Origin of the sequence: Mesorhizobium sp. M0136, from assembly GCF_040322515.1 — a bacterium.
In the GTDB taxonomy this organism is placed as follows: domain Bacteria; phylum Pseudomonadota; class Alphaproteobacteria; order Rhizobiales; family Rhizobiaceae; genus Mesorhizobium.
The window spans coordinates 115,660-135,179 of sequence record NZ_JAMYTP010000010.1 but is presented as its reverse complement, the minus strand read 5'-3'; the positions used below and the strand labels follow the sequence as shown (position 1 = coordinate 135,179).

General features: G+C 64.3%; 26 protein-coding genes, 1 tRNA gene and 2 pseudogenes. 18 read left to right on the top strand and 11 right to left on the bottom strand.

What is annotated here, in order from left to right:
- Positions 1-43: 43 nt before the first annotated feature.
- Positions 44-120, bottom strand: a tRNA-Arg gene (locus tag NKJ35_RS14600).
- 162 nt (positions 121-282) lie between these two features.
- Positions 283-738: pseudogene (locus NKJ35_RS14595) on the bottom strand (zinc-binding dehydrogenase); the annotation flags it as partial.
- Positions 739-741: 3 nt separating this feature from the next.
- Here NKJ35_RS14595 and NKJ35_RS14590 point away from each other — a divergent pair.
- A pseudogene (locus NKJ35_RS14590) lies at positions 742-987 on the top strand (helix-turn-helix domain-containing protein); the annotation flags it as partial.
- Positions 988-1,024: 37 nt separating this feature from the next.
- On the opposite strand, the gene NKJ35_RS14585 reads toward NKJ35_RS14590, so the two are convergent.
- A complete protein-coding gene (locus NKJ35_RS14585; protein WP_352509371.1) occupies positions 1,025-1,918 on the bottom strand; it encodes a D-alanyl-D-alanine carboxypeptidase family protein in 894 nt (297 codons plus the stop codon).
- A 221-nt stretch (positions 1,919-2,139) separates the two neighbouring features.
- Between NKJ35_RS14585 and NKJ35_RS14580 the strand changes: the two genes are divergently transcribed.
- On the top strand, positions 2,140-3,246 hold the full coding sequence (locus NKJ35_RS14580) for a hypothetical protein (protein WP_352647871.1): 1,107 nt from the start codon (positions 2,140-2,142) through the stop codon (positions 3,244-3,246).
- Positions 3,247-3,322: 76 nt separating this feature from the next.
- Entirely contained in the window at positions 3,323-3,943 is a 621-nt protein-coding gene (locus NKJ35_RS14575; RefSeq protein ID WP_254815818.1) for a nucleoside triphosphate hydrolase, read from the top strand.
- A 43-nt stretch (positions 3,944-3,986) separates the two neighbouring features.
- Here NKJ35_RS14575 and NKJ35_RS14570 read toward each other — a convergent pair whose 3' ends face one another.
- Positions 3,987-4,268, bottom strand: a complete 282-nt coding sequence (locus NKJ35_RS14570; protein ID WP_352647869.1) for a hypothetical protein — start codon at positions 4,266-4,268, stop codon at positions 3,987-3,989.
- On the opposite strand from NKJ35_RS14570, the gene NKJ35_RS14565 reads away from it, so the two are divergent.
- Entirely contained in the window at positions 4,261-4,389 is a 129-nt protein-coding gene (locus NKJ35_RS14565; protein ID WP_352647868.1) for a hypothetical protein, read from the top strand. The two genes, NKJ35_RS14570 and NKJ35_RS14565, sit on opposite strands and share 8 nt — an antisense overlap.
- 21 nt (positions 4,390-4,410) lie before the next feature.
- Here NKJ35_RS14565 and NKJ35_RS14560 read toward each other — a convergent pair whose 3' ends face one another.
- From NKJ35_RS14560 to NKJ35_RS14550, 3 genes are all read right to left on the bottom strand, one after another.
- Positions 4,411-5,115 carry a glutathione S-transferase family protein gene (locus tag NKJ35_RS14560; protein ID WP_352647867.1) on the bottom strand — a complete coding sequence of 235 codons (705 nt, stop codon included), beginning with the start codon at positions 5,113-5,115 and terminating at the stop codon, positions 4,411-4,413.
- Between the two features lie 135 nt (positions 5,116-5,250).
- Positions 5,251-6,459, bottom strand: a complete 1,209-nt coding sequence (locus tag NKJ35_RS14555; protein ID WP_352647865.1) for a beta-ketoacyl-[acyl-carrier-protein] synthase family protein — start codon at positions 6,457-6,459, stop codon at positions 5,251-5,253.
- Between the two features lie 4 nt (positions 6,460-6,463).
- The gene (locus NKJ35_RS14550; RefSeq protein ID WP_023677013.1) at positions 6,464-6,718 is read right to left on the bottom strand and encodes an acyl carrier protein; all 255 of its coding nucleotides are present in this window, start codon (positions 6,716-6,718) and stop codon (positions 6,464-6,466) included.
- 202 nt (positions 6,719-6,920) lie between these two features.
- On the opposite strand from NKJ35_RS14550, the gene NKJ35_RS14545 reads away from it, so the two are divergent.
- From NKJ35_RS14545 to NKJ35_RS14525, 5 genes are read left to right on the top strand one after another with little or no spacing between them, the layout of a single operon-like run.
- The gene (locus NKJ35_RS14545; RefSeq protein WP_502904639.1) at positions 6,921-7,763 is read left to right on the top strand and encodes an urease accessory protein UreD; all 843 of its coding nucleotides are present in this window, start codon (positions 6,921-6,923) and stop codon (positions 7,761-7,763) included.
- 28 nt (positions 7,764-7,791) lie between these two features.
- Entirely contained in the window at positions 7,792-8,094 is a 303-nt protein-coding gene (locus NKJ35_RS14540) for an urease subunit gamma (protein WP_023677011.1), read from the top strand.
- 19 nt (positions 8,095-8,113) lie between these two features.
- A complete protein-coding gene (locus NKJ35_RS14535) occupies positions 8,114-8,371 on the top strand; it encodes a DUF1272 domain-containing protein (RefSeq protein ID WP_352647864.1) in 258 nt (85 codons plus the stop codon).
- A gap of 35 nt (positions 8,372-8,406) precedes the next feature.
- Positions 8,407-9,000: a HupE/UreJ family protein gene (locus NKJ35_RS14530; protein WP_352648021.1), complete on the top strand. Its 594-nt coding sequence runs from the start codon at positions 8,407-8,409 to the stop codon at positions 8,998-9,000.
- A 7-nt stretch (positions 9,001-9,007) separates the two neighbouring features.
- A complete protein-coding gene (locus NKJ35_RS14525) occupies positions 9,008-9,313 on the top strand; it encodes an urease subunit beta (RefSeq protein ID WP_352476983.1) in 306 nt (101 codons plus the stop codon).
- A 26-nt stretch (positions 9,314-9,339) separates the two neighbouring features.
- On the opposite strand, the gene NKJ35_RS14520 is transcribed toward NKJ35_RS14525, so the two are convergent.
- On the bottom strand, positions 9,340-9,834 hold the full coding sequence (locus tag NKJ35_RS14520) for a hypothetical protein (RefSeq protein ID WP_352476984.1): 495 nt from the start codon (positions 9,832-9,834) through the stop codon (positions 9,340-9,342).
- Between the two features lie 126 nt (positions 9,835-9,960).
- On the bottom strand, positions 9,961-10,344 hold the full coding sequence (locus NKJ35_RS14515; protein WP_023677006.1) for a hypothetical protein: 384 nt from the start codon (positions 10,342-10,344) through the stop codon (positions 9,961-9,963).
- Between the two features lie 179 nt (positions 10,345-10,523).
- Here NKJ35_RS14515 and ureC point away from each other — a divergent pair, with 179 nt between their 5' ends.
- From ureC to NKJ35_RS14480, 7 genes are all read left to right on the top strand, one after another.
- Entirely contained in the window at positions 10,524-12,236 is a 1,713-nt protein-coding gene (gene ureC / locus NKJ35_RS14510) for an urease subunit alpha (protein WP_502900436.1), read from the top strand.
- Positions 12,237-12,283: 47 nt separating this feature from the next.
- The gene (locus NKJ35_RS14505) at positions 12,284-12,877 is read left to right on the top strand and encodes a hypothetical protein (protein ID WP_352476985.1); all 594 of its coding nucleotides are present in this window, start codon (positions 12,284-12,286) and stop codon (positions 12,875-12,877) included.
- Between the two features lie 56 nt (positions 12,878-12,933).
- Positions 12,934-13,518, top strand: coding sequence for an urease accessory protein UreE (ureE, locus tag NKJ35_RS14500; RefSeq protein WP_352476986.1), 585 nt, complete (start codon positions 12,934-12,936; stop codon positions 13,516-13,518).
- Positions 13,511-14,200, top strand: a complete 690-nt coding sequence (locus NKJ35_RS14495) for an urease accessory protein UreF (RefSeq protein WP_352476987.1) — start codon at positions 13,511-13,513, stop codon at positions 14,198-14,200. The genes ureE and NKJ35_RS14495 overlap by 8 nt, the downstream gene beginning before the upstream one ends.
- On the top strand, positions 14,197-14,637 hold the full coding sequence (locus NKJ35_RS14490) for a DUF3995 domain-containing protein (RefSeq protein WP_352476988.1): 441 nt from the start codon (positions 14,197-14,199) through the stop codon (positions 14,635-14,637). The genes NKJ35_RS14495 and NKJ35_RS14490 overlap by 4 nt, the downstream gene beginning before the upstream one ends.
- Positions 14,634-15,275: an urease accessory protein UreG gene (gene ureG, locus NKJ35_RS14485; RefSeq protein WP_254815829.1), complete on the top strand. Its 642-nt coding sequence runs from the start codon at positions 14,634-14,636 to the stop codon at positions 15,273-15,275. The genes NKJ35_RS14490 and ureG overlap by 4 nt, the downstream gene beginning before the upstream one ends.
- 81 nt (positions 15,276-15,356) lie before the next feature.
- Positions 15,357-16,124 (top strand): class II aldolase and adducin N-terminal domain-containing protein, encoded by a 768-nt coding sequence (locus NKJ35_RS14480; protein WP_254815830.1) that lies wholly within the window; start codon positions 15,357-15,359, stop codon positions 16,122-16,124.
- A 22-nt stretch (positions 16,125-16,146) separates the two neighbouring features.
- Here the strand turns inward: NKJ35_RS14480 and NKJ35_RS14475 are convergent, their stop codons facing one another.
- Positions 16,147-16,779 (bottom strand): HAD family hydrolase, encoded by a 633-nt coding sequence (locus NKJ35_RS14475; protein ID WP_352476991.1) that lies wholly within the window; start codon positions 16,777-16,779, stop codon positions 16,147-16,149.
- Between the two features lie 362 nt (positions 16,780-17,141).
- Here NKJ35_RS14475 and NKJ35_RS14470 point away from each other — a divergent pair, with 362 nt between their 5' ends.
- Positions 17,142-18,101 (top strand): sugar-binding transcriptional regulator, encoded by a 960-nt coding sequence (locus tag NKJ35_RS14470; protein WP_023722533.1) that lies wholly within the window; start codon positions 17,142-17,144, stop codon positions 18,099-18,101.
- A gap of 76 nt (positions 18,102-18,177) precedes the next feature.
- Here NKJ35_RS14470 and NKJ35_RS14465 read toward each other — a convergent pair whose 3' ends face one another.
- A complete protein-coding gene (locus NKJ35_RS14465) occupies positions 18,178-18,363 on the bottom strand; it encodes a hypothetical protein (RefSeq protein ID WP_254815832.1) in 186 nt (61 codons plus the stop codon).
- Positions 18,364-18,473: 110 nt separating this feature from the next.
- Here NKJ35_RS14465 and gcvA point away from each other — a divergent pair, with 110 nt between their 5' ends.
- A complete protein-coding gene (gene gcvA, locus NKJ35_RS14460; RefSeq protein WP_352647861.1) occupies positions 18,474-19,385 on the top strand; it encodes a transcriptional regulator GcvA in 912 nt (303 codons plus the stop codon).
- Positions 19,386-19,520 lie beyond the last annotated feature (135 nt).

The window sequence follows — 19,520 nt, the reverse complement described above, 5'->3', positions numbered from 1 at the left end:
GTAGAAACCGTAACCTATGTGTCCGGAACCGGCCGTGGCATTTTGGCGCACCCGACAGGATTCGAACCTGTGACCTCTGCCTTCGGAGGGCAGCGCTCTATCCAGCTGAGCTACGGGTGCTTTCAGGATCGGCGATCCGGAAAACGAACCAGCCGGTAAACCGGCCAGCTCCGGCTTCTTAGCGGAAGCCGGGCCGGGCTTCAACGGGCAATCGCGGACGGGCTCAAACTGCCGTAGCAGCCCATGGGATAGATACCTGTCCCGTCCGGTGGCCGCGGCTGCTCATGCGGTCACGGTAAGCACCGCCTTGCCGCTGATGCTGCGCTGCCGCAGCGCGTCGAGGGCCTGGCCGACGTCCCGCCACGGCACGGTCAGCACGACGCGCGTTTCGAGCCGGCCGGCCGCGATCAGCGCGAGCAGCGAGGCGATGTCGGCGCCGACCTCCGGACCGGACGTGTAGTAGGCGAAGGTCTGCAGCCGCGCGCCCTCGTGACCAGGCACGAATTGGCGGAAGCCGATGGGCGTGAGTTCGCCGCTGCTCGAGCCGAACATGACGACGGTCCCGCCAGGCGCCACCCGTTCGATCGCGTGGGCGAGGCTATCGCCGCCGACCGATTCGGTAATCAGCGAGAACAGTCCTTCGGCCAGCTCGATCGTTTCGACGACCCGCTCGGCTCCCAGGTTGCGGAGATCCGCGGCATGCCGGGAGGCGGCGACCGCCGTCACCGACGCGCCCTGCCAAGCAGTCTCGCACGTCTCGTGGTCAAGGAGACAGGGCTGACCTTCGGGCGCTGGCGCCAGCAATTGCACTTGATCGTCGCGATGCGCGAGCTGGCCTCCGGCGCCAGCGTGCAGCAGGTTTCGGCCGATCTCGGCTATGAATCGGTCACCGCCTTCATCACCATGTTCAAGAAAGCGCTTGGCAAGCCACCGGCAAAGTATCTCAGCAGTGTCGCGCAAAACGGCGGTTCTGCGTTTGTCGCCTGATGAGCCCCCGATCCGCCGCCCACCCGGACGTCAACCCTCACTGCTGCTCGGCATACAGCAGCCGCGTCGTCGCATTCGCCGTCGCCGTCGACAGGCTGCGCTGGATCAGCGCCTCGACGTGGTCGTTGCGCTGGCGCGCGCTGTCGGCGCCCATCACCACGATGATCAGCCTGTGCCCGTCCGCATTATAGGAGGTGACGATGTTGAAGCCCGAAGCCCTGATATAGCCGGTCTTGATGCCGTCGACGCCGCGCACCCGGCCGAGCATGTCGTTGTGGCCGCGCACCAGCCTGCCGCGGAACATGAAGTCGCTGTCGGAGAAATAGTGGAAATGCTGCGGGAAGCGCGTGTGCAGCGCCATGCCGAGCACCGCCATGTCACGCGCCGTCGTGTGCTGGTCGCCATCCGGCAGGCCCGAGGCGTTGCGGAAGACGGTGCTGCTCATGCCGATCTGGCGCGCCTTGGCGGTCATCATGCCGGCGAACGCCTCTTCGCTGCCGCCGAGATATTCGGCAACGGCGACCGCCACGTCATTGGCCGATTTGACGACGATGGCGCGGATCGCCGAATCGACGTCGATCGTCTCGCCGCGCCTGAACCGCAGCTTGGTCGGCGGCTGCCGCGCGGCGTTGTCCGATACCGGAATTTGCGTCTCCTTGCTGATCCTCCCCGACTCCAGCGCCTCGAACAGCAGGTAGAGCGTCATCATCTTGGTCAGTGACGCCGGATAGCGTGGCGCCGTGGAATTGACCTCGAACAGCGTCTTGCCTGTGCCGGCGTCGATGACCATCGCGGCATATTTCTGCGGCGGCGCCGGCACGGCCAGCACGCTGTCGGGCGGCGTCACCGTCGTGCAGCCGGCGGCAAACAGCAGCAGCGCCAGCACCGCGACGTAATTGTGGATGAGCGAAAAGAAGCGCAAGGCGGACAAGTCAGTTCCGAAGGCAGGCTGTTTCCGAGACGAGGCGAAGCTATCCTACCGCAAAGGCGCAGTCCATTTGGTTAATATCGGTCGGGGCCCTGGATTGGTGCCCTGTCCACAGGCCGACATGGCCGCTGTGCCGAGCCGGCTGATGAGAATTGCCGGCCACCACGCTTGCGCAACCGGCGGCGAGTGGGCTTTGTTGGCCCCGGCAGAATCGGTAGGTGCACATGAATACGGTCACGATCACGGCAAAAGGCATTTCGGTATCGGTCGATCTTGCCGTCGGCCATCTCGCCGACATGGCGGTCGATATCGATGGCCGTCGGCTGAAGCCGTTGCATCGCGCACCCTGGGTCGGCGAGCCGCGCGAGACGCTGCCGAAAGATCTTCCTGAAGGTACGGTCCACCTGTCCGGCGATTTCCTCTGCGCGCCGTTCTCGATCAGCGACGTCGAAGCGGCACCTTTGCATGGCTGGCCGGCCAATAGTCGCTGGGACGTCGTCGACAGCGCGGCAACGGTCGATGGCTGGCGCGCCGTCTTGCGGTTGCAGCGCCGGGTCATCGGCGCAACCGTCGACAAGATCCTGATCGTGCGCGACGATCATCCCTTTCTCTATCAGGAACACGTCTTTTCCGGCGGGGCCGGCGCCATTCCGGTCGCCCATCACCCGATGACGGTGATGAAGGCCGGCGGCAGCCTGGCCTTCTCGCCGAAGCGCCTTGCCGCGACGCCGAACGAAGCGCCGGAGCCCGATCCGGCCCGCGGCCGCTCTTTGCTCGCGTACCCGGCGCGCAGCACCGACCTGACGCGCTTTCCCGCCGCCGACGGCGGCACGATCGACCTGACCGCCTATCGCATGGACCAGCTGCGTGAGGACTTCGTCACGCTGGTCGAGGCCGACCATGGCGGACCGGGCTGGACCGCGCTGGCGCGCCAGGCGGAAGCCGACCTCGTGCTGGTGCTGAAGAACCCGGCCGAACTGCCGGTCACCATGCTGTGGGTCAGCAATGGCGGGCGCGATTACGCGCCATGGAGCGGCCGCCACCGCGGCGTGCTCGGCATCGAGGACGGCCGCACCGCCGTCGGCCACGCCGCATCGCTCGGCGACAACTGGCTGAAGCGCGAAGGCGTGGCAACCGCCTTTGCCATTGCTGAAGGGCGCCGCTTTTCGTTCCGCCATGTCATCGGCGCACTGCCATGGCCATCCGGCGAGCCGCCGCGCGACGTCACGACCTCGCCGGGCCGCATGCGCATCCTGGCGGCTGACGGTGCCGAGCGCGACATCGGCTTCGACAGCGATTTCCTGCGGATCGGCCAGTCCAGGCCCGATTGAAGGCCTGGCACAAGCCGCGTTTGAAATTTTCGAAAACTGCCGCCAAAATGCGCCAGAACCATCTTAACGGATGCCAATGTCTGAGATCGCCCATCTCGCCGCTACCATTTTCAAGCGCGCCGGCAAGGCGCCGCGCTTCATTGTTGCCATTGCGGGTCCGCCCGGCGCCGGCAAGTCGACATTGTCGGCAGGCTTGCACGACCTGCTGCCGGAAGGCACGGCGGAAGTCGTGCCGATGGACGGGTTCCACTACGATGACGTCGTGCTCGAGCGGCGCGGCCTTCGCCAGCGAAAAGGTGCCCCGGAAACCTTTGATTTTGCCGGCTTCGAAGCGCTGCTGAAGCGCATCCGCGCCGGCGAGCCGGATATCGCCATCCCGGTGTTCGACCGCAGCATGGAGCTGTCGCGCGCTGCCGCTGCGATCATCGCCGCCGAGACCAAATTCATCCTGGTCGAAGGCAATTACCTGCTGCTCGACGAAGAGCCATGGACGCGGCTGGCGCCGCTGTTCGACTACTCGATCTTCGTCGACGTGCCGCGCGCCGAGCTCGAGCGCCGACTGCTCGAGCGATGGCACGAGCACGGCCGGTCCGACCAGGACGCGCGCGCCTGGATTGCTTCCAACGACATGCCGAACATCGATCGCGTGCTTGCCCGTCGGCGGCCCGCCGACCTGGTGGTCGGTGGACAGGCCTGATCTGTAAGGACTGTTCGGCCGGAACCTTAACACTTTCAGGCCGTTATCCCTGACACGGCAATTGTGCCGCATGAGGGAACGGTTCGATGGAGACCATGGCAAGAAAGCCTGCGCCCGCCAAGGGCAAGGTAACACGATCAAAAATCACTCGAGCGAAAACCAGCGCCGGCCCGGCAGGGGCGGCCCGCTCCAAGGATGCGGCAAAGCCCAGCTTTGGCAAGGCGGCGCCGAAAAAGGTGATGCCTGCCGCGGCCAAAGCCGCTGAACCCAAGGCCAAAAGGTCGGCAAGCAGCAGAGGATCGATCGCCGGCAGCGCAATGCGCACCGTTAAGGCAACGGCCAATGTCGCCGCCGGTGCCGTGCTTGCGACCGCCAAAGGTGCGGCGTCGCTTGCCGCTTCCGTAGTCGGCAAGAGCGGCTCGAAATCCCGGACCAAGGCAAAATAGCCGGGGCAGTCAGGGTTCTGATCAGGCTCTGGCCGGAATGGTGAGGCCCCTCTGCACCGCCGGCCGGGCAAGGCCACGCTCCAGCCATGCGCCCACGCCGGGGAAATCGTCGAAACCGACGAGGTCCCGCGCCTCGTAAAAGCCGATCAGATTGCGCACCCATCCAAGCATCGAAATGTCGACGATGGTGTAATCGTCGCCCATGATCCAGCTGCGGCCCTTGAGCCTCGTTTCGAGGACGCCGATCAGCCGTCGCGACTCGTCGCGATAACGCTCCAGCGGGCGCTTGTCGGCGATTTCGCGCCCAGCGAATTTGTGGAAGAAACCGACTTGGCCGAATATCGGCCCGATGGAAGCCATCTGGAAGAACACCCACTGGATCGTCTCGTAACGCAGCGTTGCGTCTGCCGGGACCAGCTTGCCGGTCTTGTCGCTGAGATAGAGCAGAATGGCGCCGGATTCGAACAGGCCGATCGGCTTGCCGCCCGGGCCGTCCGGATCGATCATCGCCGGGATCTTGCCGTTCGGGTTCAAAGACAGGAATTCCGGCGTCCAGCTCTCGTTCTTGCCGATGTCGACGGCATGCGGCTCGTAGGGCAGGCCAAGTTCCTCCAGCGCGATCGATATTTTCACCCCGTTCGGCGTCGGAAACGAATAAAGCTGGATGCGGTCGGGGTGGCTCGCCGGCCAGCGCCTGGCGATCGGAAACGCGGACAGATCGGTCATCGAAACTCCTGGTCGGGGACCGCGCCGAGCGGCATGGTCATGGCGGGTCGCAGAGAGTTAGGCGCGACGCCTGGCGCGATCAATATGCGCATGGAAAGTTTCACCGGCCCCGGTGAAGGTCCGCAAGGGGTGTGGTCACACGGCCTTGACCGCCAGCACCGCATTGGTGCCGCCGAAGGCGAAGCTGTTGCTCATTGCGGTGCGCACTGCGCGCTCGCCTGCCACGTTCGGCGTGATGTCGAGATCGCAGTCGGTGTCGGCTTCCCGATAATTGGCGGTCGGCGGCACGATGCCTTCGCGGATCGCCATCACGCAGGCGATCATTTCCAGCGCGCCGGATGCGCCGAGGCAGTGGGCATGCATCGATTTGGTCGAGGAGATGGAAAGCTTGTAGGCATGGTCGCCGAACACGCGTTTGATCGCCGCCGTCTCGATCTGGTCGTTGGCCTTGGTGCCGGTGCCATGCGCGTTGAGATAGTCGACGTCCTCCGGATTGAGCCCGGCATCGACGAGGCAGAAGCGCATCGCCGCCTCAGGCCCTTCGATAGTTGGCGCGACGATGTCGGAGGCGTCGGCGGAAAGGCCGACGCCGGCGATTTCGGCAAGGATGGCGGCGCCGCGCGCCATGGCATGCTCATACGTTTCCAGCACCACCATGCCGGCGCCTTCGCCGAGCACGAGCCCCTGGCGGTCGGCCGAAAACGGCCGGCAGGTGTCCGGCGACAATACCCGCAGGGCTTCCCAGCCCTTGAGGATGCCCCAGACCAGCGGCGCATCGGTGCCGCCGGCGACCATGACGTCGGCCCGGCCGAGCCTGATCTGATCGACCGCCGAGGCAATGGCGTGGTTGGATGACGAGCAGGCAGAGGTGATGCCGAACACCGGTCCACGCAGACCAAGATTCATGCTGACATGGCCGGCGGCTGCGCCCGGCATTACTTTCGGTACGGTGAAGATGCCGGCGCGGTTCTTGCCTTCGAGCAGGATGGCGCGATAGTTCTCTTCGATTGCCTCCCAGCCGCAGACGCCGACGCCGACGATGGTGCCCATCCGGTAGGTGTTGGCCGCGTGCGGGTTCAATCCCGCCTGCTGTGCCGCCTCCCGCGCGGCGATCGTCGCCAGAAGGCTGAAGCGGTCCATCGACACGACCTGTTTGCGGTCGATGCCGTGCTCGGGAAGCGCCTTGATTTCGCAGCCGACCTTGACCTTCAGATCATGCAGCAGCGGATTGTCGATCGCGCCGATTGCCGAACGGCCGGCACGCATCTCATTCCAGATTGCCGGTGCATTGGTGCCGAGGCCGCATAACCCGCCGATGCCCGTGATGACGATGCGCTTGTGCATTCAGTCAGGCTTTTTTCGCGATCAGCGCGCGAACCGCCTCGACCATGTCGCCGACATTCTTCAGATTGCTCCAGGCATCGACCGTGTTCATCTCGATTTCGATGCCATACTCTTCCTCGAGGTCGAAGATGATCTCCGTCAGTTCCAGCGAATGGATGCCAAGCGCGGTCAGTTCGGTACTGGTGGTGATTTCCTCGCCGCCCGGCTCGGCATGAGCCTTGATCTTGGCGATGATATCGTTTGCCAGCTGGTCAGCCATTCGGTTTCTTCCCCAACTCTGTCGTTTCCCGACGCCAACTGATCAGCGCCCCTTTTGTGCTCGATTACGTCGTCATCGTCGCCTTTTACCCCCGCCAGGCGCCGGTGACCGTACCAAGGTGGCTCCCTCTATAGAAACCGAAACGCTGTCAAGCAACAAGCTATATATCGACAAAGCCGCCGCAGTGCTTAACGTTGGTGTCGTGGACACGATCGCATATAGCTTGACCTCAGTGCCGCCGGCCCAGCGCGTTGCCGGCGTTGCGCGGCTTGGCTGCGACTGGAACGGAGGCCGCACGCGTCTTCGGAGCCTGTACCAGGACGGCTCGGCCAAGATCCGCATGCCGGCAGTCTCGGCCGATCCGCTCGAAGTCGTCCTGATCAACACCGCCGGCGGGCTGACCGGTGGCGACCGTCTCGCCTGGGAGGTCGATGTCGGTGCCGGCGCGTCCGCAACGATAACGACGCAGGCCTGCGAGAAAATCTACCGCGCCGCATCCGACCGCGCCGAAGTGCGGGTGCAGCTGAGCGCCGGCGAAGGCGGCCACATTGCCTGGCTGCCGCAGGAAACCATCGTCTTCGACCGCTCGGCCTTTGCCCGCACGCTTGACGTGGAGCTTGCCGCCGGAGCCGAGGCGCTGATCCTGGAAGCTACCGTCTTCGGCCGCCTGGCCATGGGTGAACGGGCTTCGCAAGGTCAATTCCATGACCGCTGGCGCGTCCGCCAGGAGGCGGCGCTGATTCACGCCGAGGAGTTCCGCATCGGTCCCGACGTTGCCGGTACCTTGAATCGTCCGGCGGTTGCCGGTGGTGCCGCCGCCGTAGCGACGCTGCTGATGGTGTCGCCGCGGGCAGAAGCTTTGCTCGAGCCGGCCCGGGCCATGGTCGGCGGCCAGGGCGGCGTCAGTGTCTGGAGCGTGCGGAAATCTGGCAAGCTTCTTGCTCGGCTGTTCGCCGAGGACGGCTACCAGCTCCGCAAGCGGCTGGTGCCGCTTGTCGAATTGCTCAACGGACGGGCGGGCCTGCCCAAATTATGGTCACTCTGATTTCGATTGTGCCACTGCAGGAAAACGCATGAATCTGACGCCGAGGGAGAAAGACAAGCTGCTGATCGCCATGGCGGCGATCGTGGCCCGCAAGCGGCTCGAACGCGGCGTCAAGCTCAACCATCCGGAAGCGATCGCGCTGATAACCGATTTCGTCGTCGAGGGTGCCCGCGACGGCCGCGCCGTCGCCGAGCTGATGGAGGCCGGCGCCCACGTCGTCACCCGGGCCCAGGTGATGGAAGGCATTGCCGAAATGATCCACGATGTGCAGGTCGAGGCGACGTTTCCAGACGGCACCAAGCTGGTGACCGTGCACGAGCCGATTAGATAAAAGCGCCAAGGAGAGGAAAATGCTTCAGCTGCGTCCGAACTGCGAATGCTGCGACAAGGATCTGCCGCCCGATGCGACGGACGCGGTGATCTGCACCTTCGAATGCACCTTCTGCGCCGACTGCGCACAAAACGTGCTCGGCGGCGCCTGCCCGAATTGCGGCGGCAACTTCTCGGCCCGCCCGATCCGTCCGGCAGCGCTGCTGACGAAATATCCGGCCTCGACCAAGCGCGTCCAAAAGGCAGAAGGCTGCGGTCCGGCCCGCAAGGCGGCGTGAGAGGCATGATGATCTCGAAGATGGAAGCTACGCCGATGATCCCCGCTACGATGAAATGCACGACGCTGTCGGCGGCCCTGCTGCTGGCGGCAGCTATGCCAGCCTATGCCCATGTCGGCGTCGGCACGGTTTCGTCCTTCACCGCCGGCTTCTCCCACCCGCTCTCCGGCCTCGATCATATGACGGTGATGATTGCCGTCGGCCTATGGGCGGCGCTCAGGGGCGGCAAGGCGATCTGGGCATGGCCGCTGGCTTTCGTCGGCGTCATGCTGGCCGGCGGCGCGCTTGGCATGCTGCATGTGCCGATGCCTTTCGTCGAGCCGGCCATATTGGCGTCCGTCGTGGCACTCGGGCTGCTGGTTGCGCTCGCCGTCGATCTTCCCGTCTCGGCCGGCGTCGCCGTCATCGGCCTGTTTGCGCTGTTCCATGGCTACGCCCACGGCACCGAGGTGCCTGAAAATGCCGCTGGGCTTGGCTATACCGCAGGCTTTGCCGTTGCCACCGCGTTGCTCCATGCCGTCGGCATCACGGCTGGTCTCGGCCTCGGCTGGCGCTTCAGTGGGGTTGCCCGCGCCGCTGGCGCCGCCTGTGCCGCGATTGGCGCCGGCCTCGCCTTCGGCGTCCTGTGAGGCCGCGATGATCCCCGGCGAAATCATCACGGCAAGCGGCGAGATCGAACTGAACAAGGGACTGCCGACGGTCACCATGAAGGTGGCCAACAGCGGCGACCGGCCGATCCAGGTCGGCAGCCACTATCATTTCTTCGAGACCAATGAAGGGCTGAGATTCGATCGCGACAAGGCGCGGGGCATGCGCCTCGACATCGCCGCCGGCACCGCGATGCGCTTCGAGCCCGGCCAGGAGCGCGATGTTACGCTAGTGCCGTTCGGCGGCAAGCGCGAGGTCTACGGATTTCAGCAGAAGATCATGGGCAAGCTGTGAGATCGAAGGCGTCGAGCAGTTTCGGCTCAGCCGGGCGGCTTGGCCGCCGCATAGATGACGACCTTTCCCGAATCGTCGAATTCAACCGCCAGAACGTCCTCGGTCTGCACTCGCCGCGAGTCGATAGCGTTGAACAGCAATGCGTTCGCCTCGATCTCCTTGCGCAGCTCGGCAATGTCGTCCCGATGTTGCCTGACCTTGCTTTCGATCGCCGGCGGCGGGCCGCCTTCGGTGCGCGCGGCGTCGGTAAGAAACACGATATCGACTTTGTCGAGCTTGGATGTCTTTCGCACGGCAGCGATGTTCTCACGCGTGCGGTCGATCGCCGAGCTGACCTTGCCGGCTTCCGCATTTGTCTTGGTCTCCTCCTGGCCGACCTCCGAGCCGACGATCCGGTTGACGGTCTCGGCGCTGTCGAGGCTCTGCGCGTTCAGCGCGGCGTGCGGAATGCTGGCGGCCAGAAACGCGGTCGCGGCAATGCCATGCAGCCATCTGGTGTCGGAGAAGGTGGTGATCGCCATCGCTCGTTCTCAGGGTCCTTTTCGAGGCTTGTGTCAGGGCGACAGGACCGAAACGAAACGTCCCCCGTGAAGGTTCCCTTTGCGAGGCGGCGGGCTGACCGGGCGCCGGCCCGCCGCCTTGTCTCGTCAGCTCGCTTTCTTGGTGATCAGCGTCAGCGCGCCATTGGTGCTCATGCTCGCGGCGATCACCTGCGCCGAGGTGAGCCCCTTGGCTTCGAGTGCGGACTTGACCTGCGGTGTCGCGTCGATCGAGCCGCGCAGTTTCTGCAGATCGGCGTCGCTGCGCTTGGCGATCACCTCGTTGACCTTGGCTTGAGTGTCCGCCGGCAGATCCTTGATGTCGACGACGTTGATCGCCTGGATGGTGGGCGCCTGTGGCTGCGCTCCGGGCGCGGCAGGAGCAGGCGCGGCCGGCGCCGGACTGGGCTGCTGCGCAGGCTGTTGCTGGGCGCTGGCGGCGGTTGCGAGCACCAGCGTGGCGGCGGCTGCCAAAAGGGTCGTTTTGCGCATGGATGTTCCTTTCCATCGATTGGCAAATGGTCGTTTTGGGGTGACCCGGCCACCTCAAACGCCAAATGGGATCGGAAAGTGTCGCTCAGCGGGTCATTGCGTGATCATAGGATGGCAGCAATGTGGGGCCCGCCTTCGACAAGCGGTATTTTCGGGCTGTATTTCGGGAGCAATTGCTGATGGCTAAAATCACCCGCGCCGCCTATGCGCAGATGTACGGCCCGACCGTTGGCGACAAAGTCCGGCTCGCCGACACCGAGCTGTTCATCGAGGTCGAAAAGGATCTCACCGTTCACGGCGAGGAGGTGAAATTCGGCGGCGGCAAGGTCATCCGCGACGGCATGGGCCAGAGCCAGGTTTCACGCGCGCAAGGCGCGGTCGACACCGTCATCACCAATGCGCTGGTCGTCGATGCCACCGCCGGTATCGTCAAGGCCGACATCGGCTTGAAGGACGGCCGCATCGTCGCGATCGGCAAGGCCGGCAATCCGGATACCCAAGGCGGCGTCACCATCATCATCGGTCCCGGCACCGAGATCATCGCCGGCGAAGGCAAGATCCTGACCGCCGGCGGCTTCGACGCGCATATCCACTTCATCTGCCCGCAGCAGATCGAGGAAGCCCTGATGTCGGGCATCACCACCATGCTCGGCGGCGGCACCGGCCCGGCGCACGGCACGCTGGCGACCACGTGCACGCCGGGGCCGTGGCATCTGGCGCGCATGATCCAGTCTTTCGACGCCTTCCCGATGAATATCGGCCTGTCGGGCAAGGGCAACGCGTCGCTACCTGCCGCGCTCGAGGAGATGGTGCTCGCCGGCGCCTGCTCGCTGAAGCTGCATGAGGACTGGGGCACGACACCGGCTGCAATCGACTGCTGCCTGTCGGTCGCCGACGATTACGACGTGCAGGTGATGATCCACACCGACACGCTGAACGAGTCCGGCTTCGTCGAAAACACGGTCGCGGCGATCAAGGGCCGCACCATCCATGCCTTCCACACCGAAGGCGCCGGCGGCGGCCACGCGCCTGACATCATCAAGGTCTGCGGTCTGCCCAACGTCATTCCGTCCTCGACCAATCCGACGCGTCCCTACACGGTCAACACGCTGGCCGAGCACCTCGACATGCTGATGGTCTGTCACCATCTGTCGCCGTCGATCCCCGAAGACATCGCCTTTGCCGAAAGCCGCATCCGCAAGGAAACCATCGCCGCCGAAGACATTCTTCACGACATCGGCGCCTTCTCGATCATCTCGTCGGACAGCCAGGCCATGGGCCGCGTCGGCGAAGTGGCGATCCGCTGCTGGCAGACCGCCGACAAGATGAAGCGCCAGCGTGGTTCGCTGCCGCAGGAGACCGGCAACAACGACAATTTCCGGGTCCGCCGCTACATCGCCAAATACACCATCAATCCGGCCATCGCGCATGGCCTGTCGAAGGACATCGGCTCGGTGGCGGTGGGAAAACGCGCCGACCTTGTGCTGTGGAACCCGGCCTTCTTCGGCGTTAAGCCGGACATGGTGCTGATCGGCGGCATGATCGCCGCCGCCCCGATGGGCGATCCCAACGCCTCGATCCCGACGCCGCAGCCGATGCACTATCGGCCGATGTTCGGCGCCTACGGCAAGGCGATGACCAATTCGTCGGTGACCTTCGTTTCGAAGGCCGCGCTCGACGCCGGCCTGCGCGGCAGGCTCGGCGTCGACAAGCAGATGGTGGCGGTCGAGAACACCCGCGGCGGCATCGGCAAGCATTCGATGGTGCTCAACGACGCCACGCCGCATGTCGAGGTCGACCCCGAAACCTATGAGGTCCGCGCCGACGGCGAGTTGCTCACCTGCGAGCCGGCCACCGTGCTGCCGATGGCGCAACGCTACTTCCTGTTCTGAACCATAGGCGTTAGAACGACCGATGTAGAACATGCCGCGCCAGGCCTATGGACCAGCAACTCCCCTACGCCCACGACATTTTCCCGCATATCCGCATCGTCCTGGGCATGGTGATCGGCCTTGGCGTCACCCGGCTTTTGTCGGGGCTTGCCCGTATCGTCCAGCATCCCGGCCAGTACCGGCTCTATCCCGTGCATCTCGCCTGGGTTGCGTCGGTGCTTTTGATGCTGGTGCATTTCTGGTGGTGGGAGTTCGGCCTGTTCCAGATCGAGAATTGGACCTTCGGCAAATACCTGTTCATCATCTTCTACGCCGTCACGCTGTTCCTGCTCTGCGCGCTGCTGTTTCCGGACTCGATGCTGGACTACACCAGCTATGAGGATTTCTTTTATTCGCGCCGGGCCTGGTTCTTCGGCCTGCTGGCGGCGACCTATCTGCTCGACGTGGTCGACACGCTGCTGAAAGGGCCGGCGCATTTCGCCCATTTCGGCGTTGAATATCTGATCCGCACGCCGGTTTTCGTCGCGCTTTGCGTCATTGCGGTCCTGCTGCGCGACCGCCGCTTTCACATCGCCTTTGTCGCCGGCGCGCTCGTCTATCAGGTATCGTTTATCATGCGGCTCTTCGACACGATCGTTTGAGCGCCATTGGGGCGGCGCACGCGATAGGCTAGGCTTTTGGGAGAGGCAGTTTTTACATGAAGCTCGATATTCGCACCGACTTCACCAAATTCCCGCGCGCCGTCGCCGTCCTGGCCGCAGGCGAAGCCGGAACCACCACGCCATACGACCGGGCGGTGCTTGCCCATGACGAGCGGCATCTGCGCCGTCGTGCCATCGAAACGGCCGGTAGCGACAAGGTGCTGGTCGACCTGCCCGAACCGGTGACGTTGAACCATGGTGACCGGCTGGTGCTGGAGGATGGCCGCCACATCGAGATCATCGCGGCCGAAGAGCCGCTCTACGATATCAGGGGCAGCGACCCGATCCATCTCGCCGAGCTCGCCTGGCACATCGGCAACCGCCATCTCGCCGCCGCCATCGAGGCTAACCGCATCCTCATCCTGCGCGACCATGTCATCAAGGCGATGCTGGAGGGATTGGGCGCCATTGTGAGCGACGTCTCCGAACCGTTCAAGCCGGTGCGCGGCGCCTATTCCGCGCTTGGCGGGCACGGCCATGCCCATGCCGAGGCACATGCGCACAGCCACGCCGAAGCGCATTCCCATAGCCATAGCGATTCGCATTCCCACAGCCATTCGCACGACCATGACCATGACTGACCGGCCTTCCAGCGTTGCCCAGCCTTCCAATATTGCTTTGTTGCGGCTGATGGCGTGGCTGTCGCCTTCCTTCCCGGTCGGCGGCTTTTCCTACAGCCATGGCCTGGAACAAGCCGTGCATGCCGGGCTGGTTGCCGACAGCAAAGACCTCGCCGCGTGGCTGGAAACGCTGGTCGAAATGGGTTCGGGCTGGAATGATGCGGTGCTGTTTGCCGAAAGCTGGCGCAGGGCGCGCGAAACCGGCGATCTCGATGAAATCGTCGCCCTTGCCGAAGCTCTGGCAGGCTCGCGCGAGCGTCATACCGAGACGATGCTGCAGGGCGCCGCTTTCCTGAAAGCAGCCTCCGCCTGGCCGTGCCAGGTGCTGGATCGCCTGCCGACCGAATGTGCCTATTGCGTTGCCGTCGGCGCTGTTGCCGGCGATCACGGCATTTCGCTGCGGGACGCCCTGGCCGCCTTCCTGCAGGCCTTCTTCTCCAACCTTGTTCAGGCCGCGATCCGGCTCGGCGCCGTCGGCCAGACCGGCGCCACCGCGCTGCTCGCCGGCTTCGAGCCGCTTGCCCTGGCTACGTCCGACCGCGCTGCCGGCTCGACCCTCGATGATCTCGGCGGCTGCGCTTTTATCTCCGACATCACGGCGATGAAGCACGAGGCCCAGTATTCGCGGCTGTTCCGCTCATGATCGTCCTCGCTTTCGCCGTCTCGCTCGTCCTGCTGCTGATCACAGCACTGCATGTCTATTGGGGCATTGGCGGCATCTGGCCGGGCAGGGACGCCGCCTCCTGCGCTCGTGCGGTCATCGGCTTTCATGGCGTCGACGAGATGCCGGCACCCTTCGCCAGCTTCGCCGTTGCCGCCTGCCTTGGCCTGGCGACACTGTGGCCGATGGCGCTCGAGGGCATCTTTGCCACGCCGTTTCCCAAAGCCGGGCTTGCCGCCACGTCGCTGCTCATCGCGCTGGTTTTCCTGGCGCGCGGCATTGCCGGCTTCACGCCCTGGTGGCGCCGGCTGACGCCCGAACAGCCTTTCGCGCGGCTCGATCTGCGTTATTATTCGCCGCTGTGCCTGCTGATCGGGCTTGCCTTCGCCATTCTTGCCGTCACGGAGTTCCCCGCATGATATCGCCCAACGGTCCTCTTCGCATCGGCATTGGCGGCCCGGTCGGCTCGGGCAAGACGACGCTTACCGAAAAGCTCTGCAAGGCACTGCGTGATGAGTTTTCGATCGCCGTCGTCACCAACGACATCTACACCAAGGAAGACGCCATGATGCTGGCCAGGTTGCAGGCCCTGCCCGAGGATCGCATCGTCGGCGTCGAGACCGGCGGCTGTCCGCACACCGCCATCCGCGAGGACGCCTCGATCAATCTGCAGGCGATCGCCGAGATGACCAGAAAATTCCCCGATCTCGACATCGTCTTCATCGAATCGGGCGGCGACAATCTCGCCGCCACCTTCTCGCCGGATCTTGCCGACCTGACGCTCTATGTCATCTCGGTTTGCCAGGGCGAGGAGATCCCGAGGAAGGGCGGACCGGCGATCACCCGGTCCGATTTCCTGGTCATCAACAAGAGCGACCTTGCGCCCTATGTGAACGTAAATCTCGACATCATGGAACGCGACGCTGCCCGCATGCGCGGCAAGCGGCCGTTCGGCTTCACCGACCTGTCGCGCGGCAAGGGGCTGCAGGAGGTGATCGATTTCATCGTCGAGCATGGCGGGCTTCGGGTCGGCGCGGCCACCAGCACGGCGGCATAACGGCGCTCGCCTGTACCAAACGAAACCGGTTGCGCGTGTTCCAGCCGCGCGGCATCCTTGCTTCTTTCACGGAGGTTTACGATGAGCATCACGCGCCTGCAGAAGGAAGTGCTGACCAACCTGCCGTTCTATGAGGAGCGCGTCGACCTCGCTTGCGCCTTCCGCTGGACGGCGCGGCTCAACATGCACGAGGCGGTGGCCAATCATTTCTCACTGGCCGTCAACGACGATGGTTCGCAATTCCTGATGAATCCCAACCAGGTGCATTTCTCGCGCATCAAGGCGAGCGATCTGCTTCTGATCGACGCCAACGATCCCGGCACGCTCTCCGGCCCGAATGCGCCCGATCCGACGGCGTGGGGCCTGCATGGTGCCATTCATCGCAATGTGCGTCATGCGCGCTGCGTCATGCATGTCCACTCGATCCACGCCACCGTGCTTGCCTCGCTCGCCGACTCGACGCTTCCGCCGGTCGACCAGAACTCGGCAATCTTCTTCAACCGCCATGTCGTCGACGCTCATTATGGCGGGCTGGCCTTCGAGGAAGAGGGCGAGCGCTGCTCGCAGCTTCTTGTCGACCCGAAGGTCAAGGTGATGGTGATGGGCAACCATGGCGTGCTGGTCATCGGCGACAGCGTCGCCGACACCTTCAACCGCATGTTCTATTTCGAGCGCGCCGCCGAAACCTATATCAAGGCGCTGTGGACCGGGCGGCCGCTGCGGGTACTGTCGGATGAGATCGCCGAAAAGGCGGCAAGGGAACAGGAAGACTATCCCGGCCAGGCCGAACGCCACCTTTCCGAACTGAAGGCGATCCTCGACGAGCAGGAGCCTGCCTACCGGAGTTGAGCGCGGTCCCGCCGGGCCTGGCTTAAAGCCCGAGTTCGGCTCGCAATTCGTCGGCGCTGTTGATGATTATCGCCCCCGGCGGCCCCTCCATGGGCGCTTCTGGCCAGAAGATCGTCTTCATTCCCGCTGCCAGCCCCGCCGTGGCGCCGGTCACGCTGTCGTCGACCGCCACGGCCTCGGCGGGATCGACGTCGGCCAGCCAGGCGGCGCGCAGGAAAGGTTCGGCATGCGGCTTGCCTTCACGCACGTCGTTGCGGCTGACCGTCTTCATGCCGGGATAGACGAGGCCGACGGCGCGCAGATTGGCATCGACGATCAGCCTGTCCGAGTTGGAGACCACCGCTTGCGGTATGCCAACCGCGCGCAGCTCGTTGAAGATCTCGATCGCGCCTCTGCGCGGCGTCAGCGTTTCGGCCATCGGCAGATAGTGATCGTATTTGCGCACGATCCAGTCGTCGAAAGGCAGGTCGAGGCCGAACTCGTCGCGCAGCATTTCGTAGACCGGCCATGCGGCGATGCCGAGCACGCGGTCATGCAGGTCGGCCGGCGGTACGATGCCGACACTGTGCAGCGCCGCGATCAGCGCCGCTTCGTGCAGCGGCTCGCTGTCGACCAGCGTGCCGTCCATATCCCAGAAAACCGCTTTCGGCGTCATGCAAGGCTCCATTCTCAAAAATCCCTTAAAGCGTTTGGCGCGGGAGATAAACCGCGGCGTCCCCGCTAATGCATGTCGCGCAACAGTGTGCAGCGGTTTTGCGATACGGACATGCATAGAAAGCAAGAGTCTAAAGCGCATCGCATAAGCCCGATTGAACGCGACGCGCTTTGGACCGAGATTATGCGACCTCCACAGCCTTGCTGTTGCGACGAGACTGGGTCGACCCGCCACTTCGCTCCAAATACCCAAGTCTCAGCCCTAAGCAATTGCTCTTGCAATAGGCAATTGCGCGCAAGTTCATTCCCTGCGAAACTACGGCGCTCCGCCTCTTATGCCCGGCGGGGTTGGGAGGCAGGAACTTGAATTCGCGGCAGGATAGCGGCGGCAACAGGCTGGACGATGCGGCGCGCGCCGGCTGGCTTTATTACGTTGCCGGCAACACCCAGGACCAGATCGCCGCCACGCTTGGCATCTCCCGCCAGACGGCGCAGCGGCTGGTGTCGCTCGCAGTCTCCGAAGGATTGATCAAGGTGCGCGTCGACCATCCGATCGCCAATTGCCTTGACCTTGCGGCACGGCTGAAATCGCGCTTTGCGCTTGATCTGGTCGAGGTGGTGCCCAGCGACCCTTCCTCTTCCTCCACCGTCATCGGCGTCGCCGAGGCTGCGGCGGCCGAGATCGAACGGCGGCTGCGGTCGCCGACGCCGATCGTCATGGCGATCGGCACCGGCCGCACGCTGAAGGCCGCGATCGAGCAACTGCCGCCGATGGAATGTCCGCAGCACAAGGTGGTGTCGCTGACCGGCAACATCTCGCCGGACGGCTCGGCCGCCTTCTACAACGTCATCTTCACCATGGCCGACAGGGTCAAGGCGCGCTCGTTTCCGATGCCTTTGCCGGTCATCGCCTCCTCGCCGGAGGAGCGCGAGATGCTGCTGAGCCAGCCGATGATCCAGCCGACGCTGGCGCTTGCGGCCGAGGCCGACGTCACCTTTGTCGGCATAGGCGATCTCGGCCCGAAGGCGCCGCTTTACGAGGACGGCTTCATTTCGGAGGGTGAATTAAAGGCGTTGCAGAAGGCCGGCGGCGTCGCCGAGATCGTCGGCTGGGTGTTCGATCGTGACGGCCGTATGATCGAGGGTATTACCAATGATCGGGTGTCGTCGGCACCGCTGCCGTCGCGCGAAAAGTCGCTGGTGATCGCGCTTGCCATGGGCGACCGCAAGCTGCCGGGCATCTTTGCCGCCGTCAACCGGCGGCTGGTCAACGGCCTGATCACCGATGAGCGGACCGCCGCCGCCTTGCTAGCGGGCGCATGATCTCCGAGCCGCTGGCGGTCGGAAACGATCATGTGAAATCGAAACGCATCTGAATCCCTGATAAAAACGAGCGTCACTACTGGTGCCGGCCGCATGGATCGTTGCCGTCGAGAAAGCCCATGTCGCGCTGCAGATGCGGCGGCAGCTCCCGGACGTCGAGATAGGCCCGTTTCCGCGCCGCGTGCCTTGCCAATCCCCGCGCCAGCCGTGAAAACCAGCCATGGGCTGGAGCAAGAAGCAGCTTTTCCTGTATTGTGGTCATGATCGTCAGCCTTCGCTATCTCTAGGCGTAGTTGATCTTCAATACGGAATATCGGTAGGCCCGGCCGGTGCCGCCAATCAAACGTCGATCACTGCCCATAAGGAGGGCTTATGCCGGAGCTCAATTCACGACAGCTGGTTTCGCAGCTTCCTCCGCTTCAGGCGATCCGGGTATTCGAAGCGGTGGCGCGGCATCTCTCGTTCACCAAGGCCGCCCAGGAGCTTGGCATGACGCAGGCGGCGGCAAGCTATCAGATCAAGCTTCTGGAGGAGCGCATCGGTGCGCCTTTGTTCCTGCGCCAGCCAAAACAGATCGTGCTGACCGAACCCGGCCAACGCCTGGCGCCCGCGGTCAGCGAAGCATTCGCGCTGTTGAGCGGCGCCTATGCCGCCGCGCGCACCGGCGCCGACGGCGTGCTTTGCGTTTCGACGCTGCTGACCTTTGCCTCCAATTGGCTGGCCCAGCATCTCGGTTCGTTCCAGGTCGCGCATCCGTCGCTGGCGGTGCGCGTCGATACTTCGAACAGGGTTGTCGACTTTGCCAGAGAGGATATCGACATCGCCATCCGCTCCGGCGGCGGCAACTGGCCGGGCGTCGAGACCCATATGCTTTTCAGGGCCGATTTCACGCCGGTCCTTAGTCCAAAGCTCGCGGCAAGCATCGGCGGCGTCAAGGAGCCGGCCGACCTGCTGCGGCTGCCGATCCTCGACCCGGGCGACATCTGGTGGCGGGACTGGTTTGCCGCCGCCGGCCTGCCGGTCGAGGAACTGGCCAAGCGCCCCGGCACCAGCATGGGCGCGCAGGCCTATGAGGCCAATGCCGCGATTGCCGGCCACGGCGTGGCGATCGTCACCAAGGCGCTGTTCAAGGCCGAACTTGCCGACGGCCGCCTGATCCAGCCCTTTGATCTGGTCGGTGACGACGGCCACGCCTATTGGCTGGTCTATCCGACGGCGCGGCGCAACGTGCCGAAGATCCGCGCCTTCCGCGATTGGATCCTGAGCGAGATCGCTTGCCAATAGGCTGAATCCCAGCAAGCCCGACAGCAAAGCTCCGGGCCCAATCAGCCCGGCTGAAATTCTTCGTCAGACCTGCCGCAAACGTCCCGGCTTGTCGCCGCACGAGACCCGGCGTGCTGCGCTGCAGCAACGATTCCG